General features: G+C 71.8%; 14 protein-coding genes. 9 read left to right on the top strand and 5 right to left on the bottom strand.

What is annotated here, in order from left to right; genetic code table 11:
* The first annotated feature begins 123 nt into the window (after positions 1–123).
* The gene (locus ACZ7P3_RS28420) at positions 124–360 is read left to right on the top strand and encodes a hypothetical protein (RefSeq protein WP_472085930.1); all 237 of its coding nucleotides are present in this window, start codon (positions 124–126) and stop codon (positions 358–360) included.
* A 93-nt stretch (positions 361–453) separates the two neighbouring features.
* On the opposite strand, the gene ACZ7P3_RS28415 is transcribed toward ACZ7P3_RS28420, so the two are convergent.
* Positions 454–1,254, bottom strand: coding sequence for an RDD family protein (locus ACZ7P3_RS28415; RefSeq protein ID WP_472085929.1), 801 nt, complete (start codon positions 1,252–1,254; stop codon positions 454–456).
* A 74-nt stretch (positions 1,255–1,328) separates the two neighbouring features.
* Positions 1,329–2,798 (bottom strand): RDD family protein, encoded by a 1,470-nt coding sequence (locus ACZ7P3_RS28410; RefSeq protein WP_472085928.1) that lies wholly within the window; start codon positions 2,796–2,798, stop codon positions 1,329–1,331.
* A gap of 233 nt (positions 2,799–3,031) precedes the next feature.
* On the opposite strand from ACZ7P3_RS28410, the gene ACZ7P3_RS28405 reads away from it, so the two are divergent.
* On the top strand, positions 3,032–3,445 hold the full coding sequence (locus tag ACZ7P3_RS28405; protein WP_472085927.1) for an SsgA family sporulation/cell division regulator: 414 nt from the start codon (positions 3,032–3,034) through the stop codon (positions 3,443–3,445).
* A 38-nt stretch (positions 3,446–3,483) separates the two neighbouring features.
* Here ACZ7P3_RS28405 and ACZ7P3_RS28400 read toward each other — a convergent pair whose 3' ends face one another.
* The gene (locus tag ACZ7P3_RS28400; RefSeq protein ID WP_472086167.1) at positions 3,484–4,899 is read right to left on the bottom strand and encodes an FAD-binding oxidoreductase; all 1,416 of its coding nucleotides are present in this window, start codon (positions 4,897–4,899) and stop codon (positions 3,484–3,486) included.
* A gap of 92 nt (positions 4,900–4,991) precedes the next feature.
* Here ACZ7P3_RS28400 and ACZ7P3_RS28395 point away from each other — a divergent pair, with 92 nt between their 5' ends.
* The gene (locus ACZ7P3_RS28395; RefSeq protein ID WP_472085926.1) at positions 4,992–6,515 is read left to right on the top strand and encodes a tetratricopeptide repeat protein; all 1,524 of its coding nucleotides are present in this window, start codon (positions 4,992–4,994) and stop codon (positions 6,513–6,515) included.
* Between the two features lie 87 nt (positions 6,516–6,602).
* Here ACZ7P3_RS28395 and hppD read toward each other — a convergent pair whose 3' ends face one another.
* Positions 6,603–7,751: a 4-hydroxyphenylpyruvate dioxygenase gene (hppD, locus tag ACZ7P3_RS28390; RefSeq protein WP_472085924.1), complete on the bottom strand. Its 1,149-nt coding sequence runs from the start codon at positions 7,749–7,751 to the stop codon at positions 6,603–6,605.
* Between the two features lie 122 nt (positions 7,752–7,873).
* Here hppD and ACZ7P3_RS28385 point away from each other — a divergent pair, with 122 nt between their 5' ends.
* The 6 genes from ACZ7P3_RS28385 to ACZ7P3_RS28360 all read left to right on the top strand — a co-directional run bounded on the left by ACZ7P3_RS28385 (position 7,874) and on the right by ACZ7P3_RS28360 (position 13,039).
* Positions 7,874–8,392 carry an Lrp/AsnC family transcriptional regulator gene (locus ACZ7P3_RS28385; RefSeq protein WP_472085922.1) on the top strand — a complete coding sequence of 173 codons (519 nt, stop codon included), beginning with the start codon at positions 7,874–7,876 and terminating at the stop codon, positions 8,390–8,392.
* Between the two features lie 4 nt (positions 8,393–8,396).
* Positions 8,397–9,044 (top strand): ABC transporter permease, encoded by a 648-nt coding sequence (locus tag ACZ7P3_RS28380; RefSeq protein WP_472085921.1) that lies wholly within the window; start codon positions 8,397–8,399, stop codon positions 9,042–9,044.
* Positions 9,037–10,284 (top strand): betaine/proline/choline family ABC transporter ATP-binding protein, encoded by a 1,248-nt coding sequence (locus ACZ7P3_RS28375; RefSeq protein ID WP_472085920.1) that lies wholly within the window; start codon positions 9,037–9,039, stop codon positions 10,282–10,284. The genes ACZ7P3_RS28380 and ACZ7P3_RS28375 overlap by 8 nt, the downstream gene beginning before the upstream one ends.
* Complete coding sequence (locus tag ACZ7P3_RS28370) at positions 10,281–11,132, top strand: ABC transporter permease (protein ID WP_472085919.1); 852 nt, start codon at positions 10,281–10,283, stop codon at positions 11,130–11,132. The genes ACZ7P3_RS28375 and ACZ7P3_RS28370 overlap by 4 nt, the downstream gene beginning before the upstream one ends.
* On the top strand, positions 11,129–12,091 hold the full coding sequence (locus ACZ7P3_RS28365; RefSeq protein ID WP_472085918.1) for a glycine betaine ABC transporter substrate-binding protein: 963 nt from the start codon (positions 11,129–11,131) through the stop codon (positions 12,089–12,091). The genes ACZ7P3_RS28370 and ACZ7P3_RS28365 overlap by 4 nt, the downstream gene beginning before the upstream one ends.
* A gap of 378 nt (positions 12,092–12,469) precedes the next feature.
* A complete protein-coding gene (locus ACZ7P3_RS28360) occupies positions 12,470–13,039 on the top strand; it encodes a DUF4232 domain-containing protein (RefSeq protein WP_472085917.1) in 570 nt (189 codons plus the stop codon).
* 297 nt (positions 13,040–13,336) lie between these two features.
* On the opposite strand, the gene ACZ7P3_RS28355 is transcribed toward ACZ7P3_RS28360, so the two are convergent.
* Positions 13,337–14,128 (bottom strand): S16 family serine protease, encoded by a 792-nt coding sequence (locus ACZ7P3_RS28355; RefSeq protein ID WP_472085916.1) that lies wholly within the window; start codon positions 14,126–14,128, stop codon positions 13,337–13,339.
* Between the last annotated feature and the right edge of the window lie 315 nt (positions 14,129–14,443).

Below are 14,443 nucleotides of genomic sequence, written 5' to 3'. Positions count from 1 at the left end.
ACTCCGTGCGCCCCCTGTGCACCGGCACCGTGGGTTAGGTCACGCTTACCCGGCGTCCGGTTCGGGCATGCACGCGAATAGAGTCGAAGGCACCCCCATCCATCTTCCGAGGACACGATTGCCATGCCTCGTCCGACTGCCGCACAGCTCCTCTACGGTTCGTGCACCGTGGTCTTCTCGACGCTCGCCATGCTGCTGCTGTCCCAGACGGGTTCGGGCCTCGGGATCACCGTCATCGCCCTGGCCGCGTTCGCGCTCGGGCTGCTCGTGGCCATGACGGTGCCACTGCCGAGGACGCGTTCGATCGCTTCGTCCGCCGAGACCGCACCCGAGGAGGAGCCGGTGACCACCGCGCTCTGACGGGCCGCACACGAAAGCGGCGGGCCCGCGTCCACTCCCGCGGACCCGCCGCTCTCGTATGGGCACCCATAGCGGCCGGGCACCCGCGCCGGCTCAACCGAGGGCGACCACGACCGTCTTGGCCGCCTTGTCGTGCAGTCCCTGTTTGTACGGCTTGTCGAAGAAGCTCCAGCCGCCGCAGATGGCCGTCCAGATGCAGGCGCAGCAGAAGGCGAACGGCAGCCAGAGCACCAGAGCCCGGATCAGCGAGGTCTGGGTGCTGGGGGTGGAACCGTTGTCCAGGTTCGCCACCCGCATGTTGAGCCACTTCTTGCCGAGGGTCTGACCCCACTTGGCGATCAGGACGGTGTCGTAGGCGACGTAGAGGACGGCGGCGGCGAAGGACTGCCAGAGGGACCGGCCGACCTCCATCTTGTCCCCGTTCACGTTGTACTCGTGCACCCCGAGGGGCCAGGTGACCAGCCAGACGACGATGCCCACGAGGATCATGTCGATGATCCGCGCGAGGGTGCGCTTGCCGCTGTCGGCGAGCGGGGGCATGCCGGCGAGCGGATCGGCAGGGTAGCCGGGGCCGCCGGCGCCGTAGGGCCCGCCACCGTAGGGGCCACCGCCTTGGGGAGGCTGTCCGCCGTAGGGGGGCTGTCCGCCGTACGGGGGTGGCTGCTGGTCGCCGCCGTAGGGCGGAGGCTGCTGTCCTCCCCACGGCGGGGGTTGCTGCCCACCCGGGGGTGGCTGGCCGCCGGGCGGTGGCTGGTCGCCGGGCGGTGGTGGCTGCTGGGCGCCGTACGGGGTGTCGTACGGCGAGCCCGACCCCTGGCCCGACGGGGGCCGCTTCTGGAACGGGTCGTCCTCGGGGGGCTGCTCTCCGGAGCCGGGGGGCGGTTCGCTGCTCATGGCCCGAGTGGACCGCGTACGCCCCGCCTTCGCATCCGACGGGCGGCCGTACGGAGTACAGCCGCCCCACCCGGTCAGCGCGCGACGAAGGTGTGGGCCGCCTTGTCGTGCCAGCACTGGTGCCAGGGCCGGTCGAACAGGCACCACAGCACACCGACGACCCCGATGCCGAGCAGGCCGGGGACGCTGTAGACCAGCCAGCGGCGCAGGGCCGCGCCGAACGCCGGGGGCTCGTGCCCCTCGATGTCCCGGACCTGGATGCCGCACAGCTTCTTGCCCAGCGTGCGGCCCCACTTGGCGGTGGGCAGCACCTCGTACAGCACACCGAAGAGCAGGAGCACGCCGAGGACGATGCCGAGCGCGGTGCCGGTCGTGCCGTCGAGGAGCCAGACGGTGACGGTACGGCCGGACAGCCTGGCCTCGTCGATCTTGTGCTGGACGTGGTCGGCCGCCTGGACGCCGAACGGGACCGCGGCGGCGGCGGTGACGGCACCGAGGACCACGTTGTCGATCAGACGGGCGGCGAAGCGCCTGCCGAGACCGGCCGGGCGGGCCGCGGCCTGCCGGCGGGCCACCGCCTGGAACGGGTCCTCCACCGGCGGCTTCCACGGCGCCACCGGCTGCTCGTCCCCGCCTCCGGCCAGCTGGTGCACCTGCTGTGCCCAGGAGGCCTGGCCGCCGCCGGGACCCGCGGTCAAGGGGGTGGCGGCCGCCTGCTGAGGGCCGCCCTGCTGCGGTACCGAGGGGGGTGCGGCGGAAGGGCGCGCGGAACCCAGTGGTGCCTGGGGCGCCTGCGGTGCCTGCGGCGGCTGGGGGGCCTGCGCTGCCGGCGGCGCCTGTGCGGCCGCGGCCCGGGCGGCGGCCGCCCCGGCGCCGAAACCGGGGCCGGCGGGCGGGGCGGACTGTGCCGAGGGCGCCCCGACCGGTCCCTGCACACCGGGTCCGGCGGCCCCGCCCCGACCGCCGGCGGCGGCCGGTCCCGGGTGGGCCGCGGGCGCCCCGACGGGCCCCTGCGCGCCGAAACCGGGCGTGCCGGTGGTGCCCGGGGACGCGGGACCGGGGGCTCCCGGCCGGCCGCCCTGGCCCGGTACCGGACGGAACGTCATCGTGCCGTCGTCGGCGACCGCCGCGGGGCCGGGGACCGGGCGGCGGAAGATGAACGTGCCGCCGGAGTCGGCGGCCTCGTCCTGTGCCGGCGGGATCGAGGCCGTGCCGTCGGCGCGGGCGGCATGGCCGGACGGCGGGGACTGACGGTCCGCGGGGATCCTCGGGTCGGTGCCCCAGGCGGGCTTGCGCTCCGGCCCGGAGGAACCCGGCTGCGGGTCCTCGTCGAAGAAGTGCGGGCCCGTCTCCTCGACGGCCGGGGCCGCCGGGCGGGCGCCGGGCGGCGGGGCGAGCGGTTCGCCGTCCTTGGGCGCCGGCCGGCTGGTGCCCGGCACCCAGGAGGCGCCGTTCCAGTACCGGACGTAGCCGGGGATGGACGGGTCCGGGTAGTAGCCCTCGCGGGGCCTGTCGTCACCGGGGGCCGGGGTTGGGGCGCTCATGTCCGTCGTCCCGTATCTGCTCGGGGGTGGGATGGGGGCCTCCACATCTATCAGACCCGGGCATGCCACACCGCCAGTCCCGCCGGACCCACCCCTTTCCGGGCGACGCCGTGCACGGGTCCGGCACCGGCGCGGGAAAACTTCCCCGAACCCGCGTAATGGCCGCGCCCCTGCTCCCTCTCCCCTGGTACGGGCCCGATCCGAGTGGCCCCGGGAGAGAGGAAACCCTGGTCATGCGTCACACCGTGGTGGAGCGGGAGCTGGAGATGAAGCTGATCCTGTCGCCCGAGCGGAGCATCCCGGTCCCGGCCCGGCTCAGCTACCGCTCCGACGATCCCTACGCGATCCACTTCAGCTTCCACATCAACTCCGAGCACCCCGTCAACTGGACGTTCGCCCGGGAACTCCTGGTGGAGGGGGTGTTCCGGCCGTGCGGGCAGGGGGATGTGCGGGTGTGGCCGACGAAGGTCGACGGGCGCAGCGTCGTGCTGATGGGGCTGAGTTCGCCCGACGGGGACGCCCTGCTGGAGGCGCCCGCCGCCCAGGTGTCGGCCTGGCTGGAGCGGACGCTGGTGGCGGTGCCCCCGGGGGCCGAGGGCGGGCAGCTGGGCATCGACGACGCGCTCGACCAGTTGCTCGCCCGGTGAGGGCCGTACGGGAGCGGCCGGCACGGCTCGCCGGGGTCTCAGAACAGCTTGCCGGGGTTGAGGATGCCCAGGGGGTCGAAGACCTGCTTGACCGCCCGCTGCATCTCCACGCCGACCGGGCCGATCTCCCGCGCCAGCCACTCCTTCTTCAGGACGCCCACGCCGTGTTCGCCGGTGATGGTGCCGCCGAGTTCCAGGCCGAGGGCCATGATCTCGTCGAAGGACTCGCGGGCCCGCCGGGACTCGTCCGGGTCGAGGGCGTCGAAGCAGACGGTGGGGTGCGTGTTGCCGTCCCCGGCGTGTGCGCAGACGCCGATGGTGAGCCCGTACTTGGCGCCGATCCGCTCGACGCCCTCCAGCATCGCGCCGAGCTTCGAGCGGGGCACGCACACGTCGTCGATCATCGTCGTGCCCTTGACCGCCTCCAGCGCGGTCAGCGCGAGCCGCCGTGCCTGCAGGAGGAGTTCGGACTCGGCGGCGTCCTCGGCCGGAACGACCTGGGTGGCGCCGGCGGCCTCGCACAGCGCGCCGACGGCGGCGAGGTCGGCGGTGGGGTCCGGGGTGTCGAAGGCGGCCAGCAGCAGCGCCTCGGTGGTCTCCGGGAGACCCATGTGGGCGAGGTCGTTGACCGCCTTGACGGTCGTACGGTCCATCAGTTCGAGGAGGGAGGGGACGTGACCGCCCTCCATGATCCGGCACACGGCCTCGCAGGCGGTGGCCGCGGAGGCGAACTCGGCGGCCAGGACCAGCTGCTGGGGCGGCTTGGGCCGCAGGCCCAGGACCGCCCGGACGACGATGCCGAGCGAGCCCTCGGAGCCGACGAAGAGGCGGGTGAGGTCGTAGCCGGCCACGCCTTTCGCGGTACGGCGCCCGGTGGACATCAGGCGGCCGTCGGCGAGGACGACCTCCAGGCCGAGCACGTACTCGGCGGTGACGCCGTACTTCACACAGCACAGGCCGCCCGACGCCGTGCCGATGTTGCCGCCGATGGTGCACATCTCCCAGCTGGAGGGGTCCGGCGGGTAGTACAGCCCGTGCTCCTCGACCGCGCGGGACAGGGCGGCGTTGACCACGCCCGGTTCGACCACGGCGATCCGGTCGACGGGGCTGATCTCCAGGATGCGGTCCATCTTGGTGAGGGACAGCACGATGCAGCCGTCGGTGGCGTTGGCGCCGCCGGACAGGCCGGTGCGGGCGCCCTGCGGGACGACCGGGACGCGCAGTGCGGTGGCGGTGCGCATGACGTGCTGGACCTGTTCGACCGTGCGCGGCAGGACGACCACGGCCGGGGCGCCGGCCGGGCAGAAGCTCGCCATGTCGTTGGCGTAGGACGCGGTGACGTCCGGGTCGGTCAGGACGGCCTCGGCGGGCAGGCCGGCCAGGAGCCGGTCGGTGAGGCCATCGGTTGCTGCGGCGTCCTCATCGCGACGCGCTTCGATACGGCTCATGATCACAGCGTCGCACTCGGGGCCATCGGTGTGAACCCCGTCCGTGCCTTCCTTGGGCCACCCGGGCGCGCTCGTCATATTGACGCACAGTGAGCGCCATGGAGATCCGACCGTACGGCCACTCCGCCCCCGGCCCGTCCCCGGTGGGCGGGCCGCCCTCGCCGCGCCGGCGCCGACGGTGGCTGCGGCGCGTGCTGGTCACCGCGCTGGCGGGCGGGGTCGTGGCGGGCGCCGTGCTGATGCTGCGGCCGGACGGGCCGCACCGCCGGGCGAGTCCGCCCGCGGCGGGCCCGCAGGCGCGGGCGCAGGCACGTGCGCAGGCACAGGCACAGGCACAGGCGCTGACGGCGGTCACCTCGGGGCTGCCGGCCGCGCTGCCCGATCTGGCGGTGCTCATCGGGCAGCAGGAGAGCAGGGTGCGGGCGCGGCCGCAGGACGCTCGGGCCTGGGCGGCGCTGGGGGCCGCGTACCTGGAGCGGGGGCGGCAGAGTGCCGATGCGGCGGACTATCCGAAGGCCGAGCGGGCTCTGCGGACCTCGCTGGAAGTGCGGGGCGCGGGGGCGGCCCAGAGCGCCCAGAGCGCGGTGGCGCTGGACGGGCTGGCCTCGCTGGCGAACGCGCGGCGCGACTTTCCGGCGGCGAAGCGGTACGGCGAGCAGGCGCTGAAGCTGGCCCCGAAGCAGTGGACGGCGTATCCGCCGCTGATCGACGCCTACACCGGGATCGGCGACTACAAGGCGGCGCGGAGCTCTCTCGACAAGCTGATGGGGCTGCATGCCGGGGCGGCCGCGCGGCCCGCGGTGATGGCGCGGGCGTCGGCGGTCTACCGGGACCGGGGCTGGCGCGAGGACGCGGTGGCCCAGCTGACGGACGCGGCGGCGGCCGCCCGTACCCCCGCCGAGCAGGCCGCCTATCTGACCGGGGTGGGGCAGCTGGCCTGGGAGCGGGGCGACCGGGAGGACGCGCTGCGGCACTTCGAGGCCGCGCTGCGGCTCGATGGCGGCCTGCGGGCGGCGCTGGCGGGCAGGGGCCGGGTGCTGGCGGCGCTCGGCCGCACCGAGGAGGCGCTGGCCGCGTACCGGGCGGCCCTCGCCGGGCAGCCGGATCCCCGGATCGCGCTGGAGCTGGGCGAGCTGTACGAGTCGATGGGGATGTTCCCGTCCGCCGAGGAGCAGTACGGCCTGCTGAAGAAGCGGGTGCGGGAGACGGTGGCCGGCGGGGTCGACGAGGAGCTGCTGATCGGGCAGTTCGAGGCGGACCACGGGGATCCCGAGGAGGCGGTGGCGCGGCTGCGGGAGGAGTGGCTGCGCCAGCCCGGCATCGAGGTGGCCGACGCCCTCGGCTGGGCGCTGCACCGCACGGGCGAGGACACGGAGGCGCTGGAGTACGCCTCGATCGCCACCGACAAGGTGAAGGGGGGCGGGGTGCGCAGTGCGCTGTACGCGTTCCACCTGGGCATGATCGAACGCGAGCTGGAGGAGTACGGGCCGGCCCGGCGGCACCTTCAGGAGGCGCTGCGGATCAACCCGTACTTCTCGCCGTTGCGGGCCACGGCGGCGCACTCGGCCTTGCAGGAGCTGGGTGAGGTACCGGACGAGCCCCTGCCCGCCGAGCTGCCCTAGCCGGGGCGACCGGCCCGCCGAACTGCCCCGGCCGGGGGCCGGCCGTCCCGCCGAGCTGCCCCGGCCGGGAGCCGGCCCGCCCGGCGGCTAAAGGTTGCCGCGCTTCTCCTGCTCACGCTCGATCGCCTCGAACAGGGCCTTGAAGTTGCCCTTGCCGAAGCCCATCGAGCCGTGCCGTTCGATGATCTCGAAGAAGACGGTCGGGCGGTCCTGGACCGGCTTGGTGAAGATCTGCAGCAGATAGCCGTCCTCGTCGCGGTCGGCGAGGATCTTCAGCTCGCGCAGCGTGTCGACCGGGACCCGGGTGTCGCCCACCCACTCGCCGAGGGTGTCGTAGTAGGAGTCCGGGGTGTCGAGGAACTGGACGCCGGCCGCGCGCATGGTGCGTACGGTCTGCACGATGTCGTTGGTGTTCAGCGCGATGTGCTGGACGCCGGCGCCGCCGTAGAACTCCAGGTACTCGTCGATCTGGGACTTCTTCTTGGCGATCGCGGGCTCGTTGATCGGGAACTTGACCTTGAGGGTGCCGTCCGCGACGACCTTCGACATCAGCGCGCTGTACTCGGTGGCGATGTCGTCGCCCACGAACTCCTTCATGTTCGTGAAGCCCATGACCTTGTTGTAGAACGCCACCCACTCGTTCATCCGGCCGAGTTCGACGTTGCCGACGCAGTGGTCGATGGCCTGGAAGGTGCGCCGGGCGGGCGGCTCGACCATCGGGGACGCGGAGACGAAGCCGGGCAGGTAAGGGCCGTCGTAACCGGTGCGCTCGACGAGGGTGTGGCGGGTCTCGCCGTAGGTGGCGATCGCGGCGAGGACGACCGTGCCGTGCTCGTCCTTGACCTCGTACGGCTCGGCGAGCGAGCGGGCGCCGTGCTCGATGGCGTACGCATGGGCGGCGCGCGCGTCCGGGACCTCGATGGCCAGGTCGATGACGCCGTCGCCGTGCTCGTCCACGTGCCGGTCGAGGAAGCGGCCCCAGTCGGTGCTCGGCTTGACGACCGAGGTGAAGACGAAACGGGCGGAGCCGTTCTCCAGCACGTAGCTGGCGGTCTCGCGGCTGCCGTTCTCCGGTCCGGAGTAGGCGACCAGCCGCATGCCGAAGGCGGTCGAGTAGTAGTGCGCCGCCTGCTTGGCGTTGCCCACGGCGAAGACGACCGCGTCCATTCCCTTGACCGGGAAGGGGTCGGCCTGCGCGGCGGTCGCGTCGGGAGTGTGGTGTGTGGTCTGCGTCATAGCGGAAGGGTGGCTCTGCTCTGCAAGGTGCGCAATAGTTCCCGCGTTCACTGGGCAATCTGCTCAGTGATACGACGGTGTCGGCGAGCTTTCTGTACAGGATGACCATCCGGGAGGCGGGCATGGCGATCGATCAACTGGACGGGCGCGTCATCGTGCTGCTGGCGCGGGAGCCGCGCATCGGCGTGCTGGAGATGTCACGGCGGCTGGGGGTCGCCCGGGGCACGGTCCAGGCGCGGCTGGACCGGCTTCAGTCGAATGGAGTCATCCGGGGGTTCGGACCCCAGGTGGACCCGGCGGCCCTCGGCTATCCGGTCACCGCGTTCGCCACCCTGCAGATCCGGCAGGGCCAAGGGGCGGACGTCCGGGCGTACTTGGCGACCGTGCCGGAGGTGCTGGAGCTGCTGACCACCACGGGCAGCGGGGACATGCTGTGCCGGCTGGTGGCCCGTTCGAACGCCGATCTTCAGCGGGTGATCGACCGGGTCATCGGTTTTGATGGCATCGTCCGGGCCTCCACGGCGATCGTCATGGAGAACCCCGTTCCGCTGCGGATCATCCCGCTGGTGGAGCAGGCCGCCCTAGGCGAACAGGCCGTGGAGCGCGGGCAGCAAGGAAGGGACCCAGCCGAGCCGGGGTGAGCGCGTGAGCTTCTGGGAGTACCTGGGCAGCCGTCACCAGCAGCTCCTCATGGACGCCTACCAGCACGCCAGCGCGGTCTTCCAGTGCATGGTCGTGGCGACCGTCGTCGGGGTGTTCATCGGGATCGTCACCTACCGCACCGAGTGGGCGGGGAACCTCGCCACCCTGACCACCTCCACCATCCTCACCGTCCCGTCCCTGGCCTTGATCGGCCTGCTCATCCCGGTCGTGGGTCTGGGCGTCGCGCCGACGGTGATCGCGCTGACCCTGTACGGACTGCTGCCGATCGTGCGCAACGCCATCGTGGGCCTGCGCGGGGTCGACCCGACCCTGGTGGACGCGGCCCGCGGCATCGGCATGTCCCGGCCGATGCGGCTCCTGCGGGTCGAGCTGCCGCTGGCCTGGCCGCCCATCCTGACCGGCATCCGGATCGCCACGCAGATGCTGATGGGCATCGGGGCCGTCGCCGCCTACGCCTCCGGCCCCGGCCTCGGCAACGAGATCTTCCGCGGACTGGCCTCGCTGGGCAGCAAGAACGCCCTGAACCAGGTGCTTGCGGGCACGCTCGGGATCGTCATCCTCGCGCTCCTGTTCGATGCCGCGTATGTGCTGATCGGGCGGCTGACCATTCCCAGGGGGATCCGTGTCTGAGACGTCTTCCCAGGGCTCCCACGGCGCCACGATCGAACTGGAGAACCTGACCAAGCGCTACCCGGGCAATCCGCAGCCGGCCGTGGACAACGTGAGCATGGAGATCAAGGCCGGCGAGACGGTGATCTTCGTCGGTCCGTCGGGCTGCGGGAAGTCCACGACGCTCAAGATGATCAACCGGCTGATCGAGCCCACCGGCGGCCGCATCCGCATCGACGGCGAGGACGTCACCGACATCGACCCGGTGCGACTGCGCCGCAAGGTCGGGTACGCCATCCAGTCCTCGGGGCTGTTCCCGCACATGACCGTCGCCCAGAACATCGCACTCGTACCGAAGATGACCGGCTGGTCCAAGTCCCGGATCCGGCAGCGGGTGGAGGAGATGCTCGACCTGGTCGGGCTGGACCCGGGCGAGTTCCACGGCCGCTATCCGCGCCAGCTCTCCGGCGGCCAGCAGCAGCGCGTCGGCGTGGCCCGGGCGCTGGCCGCCGACCCTCCGGTGCTGCTCATGGACGAACCGTTCGGCGCGGTCGACCCGATCACCCGCGACCACCTCCAGGACGAGCTGATCCGGCTGCAGCACGAGCTGCACAAGACGATCGTCTTCGTCACCCACGACTTCGACGAGGCGATCAAGCTGGGCGACCGGATCGCCGTGCTGCGCGAGCGCTCGCACATCGCCCAGTTCGACACCCCGGAGGCCATCCTCACCAACCCGGCCGACGACTTCGTCTCCGGTTTCGTCGGCGCGGGCGCGGCCCTGAAGCGGCTGAACCTGACCCGGGTGCGGGACGTGGAGATGCGGGAGTACCCGACGGTGACCCTGGACACCCCGCTGCAGCAGATCTTCACCATGCTCCGCGGCATCGGCACCAACGAGATCCTGCTGCTCGACAGGCGCCGCCGCCCCTACAAGTGGCTGCGGCGAGGCGACCTGATGCGGGCGCGGGGCTCGCTGGCCCGCGCCGGCACGCTGGTGCACGACACGGTGACCCGGGACGGGACCCTCAGGGACGCGCTGGAGGCGGTGCTCACCGACAACGCGGGGCGGGTCGCGGTCACCGGGCGACGCGGCGAGTACATCGGCGTGGTCGACATGGAGACCCTCATGAACTCGGTGCACGAACTGCTGGAGGCCGACCGGCTGGAGGCGATGGAGGCCCAGCACGAGCTGGAGGAGGCCCGCGCCCAGCAGACCCACGTCGAGCAGGAGGGCCACGGCGAGGAGACGAAGGCGTGAACACCGCCCAGCAGCGCCCCGAAGGGGAGCACGAGGTCAGGGGTGTCGTCTTCCGGGACGAGGGCGAGGCGGAGCAGGAGGCCCCGCCGCCGCGGCAGCGCCCGCCCGCACGCCGCCTGACCTGGCAGCGGCTGACCGTCCTGCCGGCGTTCCTGACCGCCCTGCTCCTGGCCACCTGGCTCTGGTTCCGGCAGGCGCAGCTCGACACCATCTCCGAGAACGCGCTGTCCGGCGGGCAGGTCTCCAAGGCGCTGTGGCAGCACGTGGAGCTGACGGTGATCTCGACCTTCTTCGTGCTGGTCATCGCGATCCCGCTGGGCATCCTGCTCACCCGCCGGGCCTTCCGCAGGGCCACCCCGCTGGCGATGACGATCGCCAACATGGGCCAGGCGACCCCGGCGATCGGCCTGCTGGCGCTGCTGGTGATCTGGCTCGGCACGGGCACGAGAGCGGCCCTGATCGGCATCATCGTCTACGCCGTGCTGCCCGTGCTGGCCAACACCATCGCGGGCCTGAAGGGCAACGACCCGACCCTGCTGGAGGCGGCCCGCGGCATCGGAATGTCCCCGTTCGGCGTGCTCGGCCGCGTCGAACTCCCCCTCGCCGTCCCGCTGATCCTCGCGGGCGTCCGTACCGCCCTGGTCCTCAACGTCGGTACGGCGACCCTGGCGACCTTCGGCGGGGGCGGCGGTCTCGGCGTGCTGATCACCACGGGCATCACCACCCAGCGCATGCCGGTGCTGGTGCTGGGCTCGGTCCTCACCGTGGCGCTCGCCCTGCTGGTCGACTGGCTGGCCTCGCTGGCGGAAGTGCTGCTGCGGCCACGGGGGCTGGAGGCGGGGTCATGAGACGCCGTGCCCGTGCACTGCTGGCCGCGCTGCTCGTCGTACCGTCCTCCGGCTGCGGTCTGACCAGCGGCTCCCCGATGGCCGACGACGTCGGGCCGGGCTCCGTCGGGGTGGGCGAGCCGCTGAAGGGAGCCCATCTCACCGTCACGTCAAAGGAGTTCACGGAGCAGCTGATCCTCGGCGCGATCATGGGGATCGCCTTCCAGGCCGCCGGGGCGGACGTCCTCGACCGGACGGGCATCCAGGGGTCCATCGGGTCACGGGAGGCGGTCAAGAACGGGGACGCGGACGCCCAGTACGAGTACACCGGCACCGGCTGGATCACCTACCTGGGCAACAGCCGGCCGATTCCCGACCCGCAGAAGCAGTGGGAGGCGGTACGCAGGGCCGACCTGAAGAACGGGCTGACCTGGCTGCCGCCCTCGAAGCTGGACAACACCTACGCGCTCGCCATGAACCAGGCCAACTTCCGCAAGTACCGCACCAGGACGCTGTCCGAGGTGGCCGCGCTCTCCAAGAGCGATCCGGCCGCCGTCACCCTGTGCGTGGAGAGCGAGTTCGCCAACCGGGCCGACGGGCTGCCCGGCATGGAGAAGGCCTACGGCATGAGCGTGCCGGCGAAGTACGTCACCCAGATGGACACCGGGATCATCTACACGCAGGTGGAGAAGGGGGCGTGCACCTACGGGGAGGTGTTCACCACCGACGGGCGCATCAAGTCGATGAACCTGGCCGTGATGGCCGACGACAAGAAGTTCTTCCCCAACTACAACGCGACGCCGGTGATCAACAGCAAGGTGCTGAAGAAGTGGCCGGCCATCGCGAGCGTCATCGAGCCCGTCAACGAGAGGCTGGACAACACGGTGGCGCAGACGCTGAACGCCAAGGTGGACGTCGACGGGCAGGATCCGCACCAGGTGGCACTGGACTGGATGAAGGAGCAGGGCTTCGTGAAGTAGGCGGCCGCGACGCGGGGAAGCCGGCAGCACCGGAACAGGGTGTCCCGTGCCACTGGATCTTGACCGTTTGCCATCGGACTTTGACCGACGCGAGTTTGTGTCATCGGAGTTTGATCACCTCAGGTCAGCGACTCAGAGCACCTTCGGTGCGTGCCGGGGGCGTGGTAAAACCCGTGGCGCGCTGGAGGTGCTGCTGTCTGCCCTGACGGCCATCTGCACGGGTGCAGCCTGTCGTCACCGTTCCGTCACAAGTAGTCGCCGCACGGAACCCTGCCGCTCTCCCGCCCTGTCTGCACTCACGTACCACGACCACGCGTACCGCGGGGCAGCAACCGACGACCGAAACCCGCGGACGAGACGACTCAGGGGGACGACAGCATGCGTCACAGCAACGGCATTCGCAGGGCGGCTCTGGCGACGACGGCGGTCACGGCCGTCGCGGCGGCGGTGACCGGCATCCTGCCCGGCACCGCCATGGCGGCGAGCACCACCACCTCCACCCCGCCGCCCGCCTGCCCGGCCTCCGCCCTCCAGGTCAGCGCCCGGCAGGCCGTCCACCGGCCCGTCGGGACCGGGACCGGGGCGGCGGTCGTGCAGTTCACCAACGTCTCCCGGAGGACGTGCGTCCTGAAGGGCCATCCGACAGTCGCGGGCGCCGGCAACGGCTCCCCCGCCCACAACACCCCGCTCAAGGTCACCCCCACCGGCAGGGCGGCCACCGTGACGGTCCGGCCGCACGGCAAGGCGTGGGTGAAGCTGACCTTCGTCCAGGTCCAGGGGGAGGGCGACGGCTACTGCGTGTCGGGCAAGGACCCGGTGACGTATCCGACGATGGTCATCGGGCTGCCGCACTCCGGGAAGCACCAGGTCGCCCTGAACGACGGGGTGTGGGCCGAGTGCGACAACAAGGTGACCGTCACCCCGGTCTCGGCGGTCAAGCCTTCCTGACCCCACCGTCCCCACAAATCGAGCAGCCTGCACGAAGATCGCAACGCTCTGACCTGCACGTTTACGAGGCACTGCACATAAGCGCAGGTCAGCGACTCAGCGCACCTTCGGTGCGCTGAGTCGCTGACCTGCGGTGATCAAACTCCGATGACACAAACTCGCGTCCGTCAAAGTCCGATGGCAAACGGTCAAGATCCAGTGGCACGGGACACAGGGGTCGCGAAGCGAGCGACCGCGACGCGGGGAACGCGGCTGTGGCGGAGCAGGGAAGCCGGCTGCGGCGCAACCGGTGCCGGGCTAGCAGCTCGGGACCGAGCCGTTGCCCTTCTCCAGCGCCGTCAGGACGTTCACCGCGCCCTTCAGCGTGGTCACCGGGATCAGGCGCAGCCCCTTCGGCAGCTCGGCCTTCGCATCGGCGCACTCGGCCTTCGGCACCAGGAAGACGCTCGCTCCGTCCCGCCGCGCGGCCTGCGTCTTCAGCGACACACCGCCGACCGCGCCGACCTTGCCGTCGGCGTCGATCGTGCCCGTACCGGCGATGGTGCGCCCGCCCGTGAGCTCGCCGCCGCTGCCGTCGCCGTCCAGCTTGTCGATGATGCCCAGGGTGAACAGCAGCCCCGCACTGGGCCCGCCGACATCGGCGAGCTTCAGGTCGACCTTCACCTTGTCGGCGCTCAGGTCCAGGTACTTCAGCGCCGCCTGGGTCGCCGCGTCCTGGGACTCCTGCATCTGGTCCAGGTTGTGCTTCTCGATCTGCTTGAGGCTGTTGCCGCTCGGGTAGACCGCGTCGCGGGGCATCACGGCCCGGTCGGTGCGGAACCAGTTGTCGACCACGTCCTTGAGGAAGACCCGAGTGTCCGGACCGGTCGCCACGATGGTCGTCATCCGCAGCTGTCCGCTGGTCTTCCGGGTCGGCGCCCCGGAGATCGTGATCACCGGGGTACCCCGGTTCTCACCGATCACGTTCGCCGTACTGCCGGGCTGTGCCACCGAGAACGGCAGCGGCGCGAACGCCGCCGTGGCGAGCAGGGCCACGACGGGCAGGGCACAGACGGCGACGGCCTGGCGACGCGTGAGACGTGAGAGCACGGAGTCAATCTAACGCGGCGCCCCGCTCCGGCCACCGGCCCCTCACCCGGCACACGGGCCCCGGCGTGCCCGGGTGGAACGCCGCAGCGTGGCCGGGAGCGGCTCGACACCGATGCGAGGCGTGGCCGGGAGCGGCTCGATGCCCATGCAGGACGCCTCCGGGAGCGGCTCGATGCCGATGCCCGGCGTGGCCGGGAGCCGTAGGTGGCCGTCCTCCGGAGCGGTAGGTGGCCGTCCTCCAGACCGGGAGGTGGCCGTCCTCCGCACCGGGAGGCGGCCGTCCCCCGGACCGGGAGGCGGCCGTTTCCCAGGACG

The organism is Streptomyces sp. NPDC107581 (genome assembly GCF_055657175.1).
This window is presented reverse-complemented; position numbering and strand designations above follow the sequence as displayed.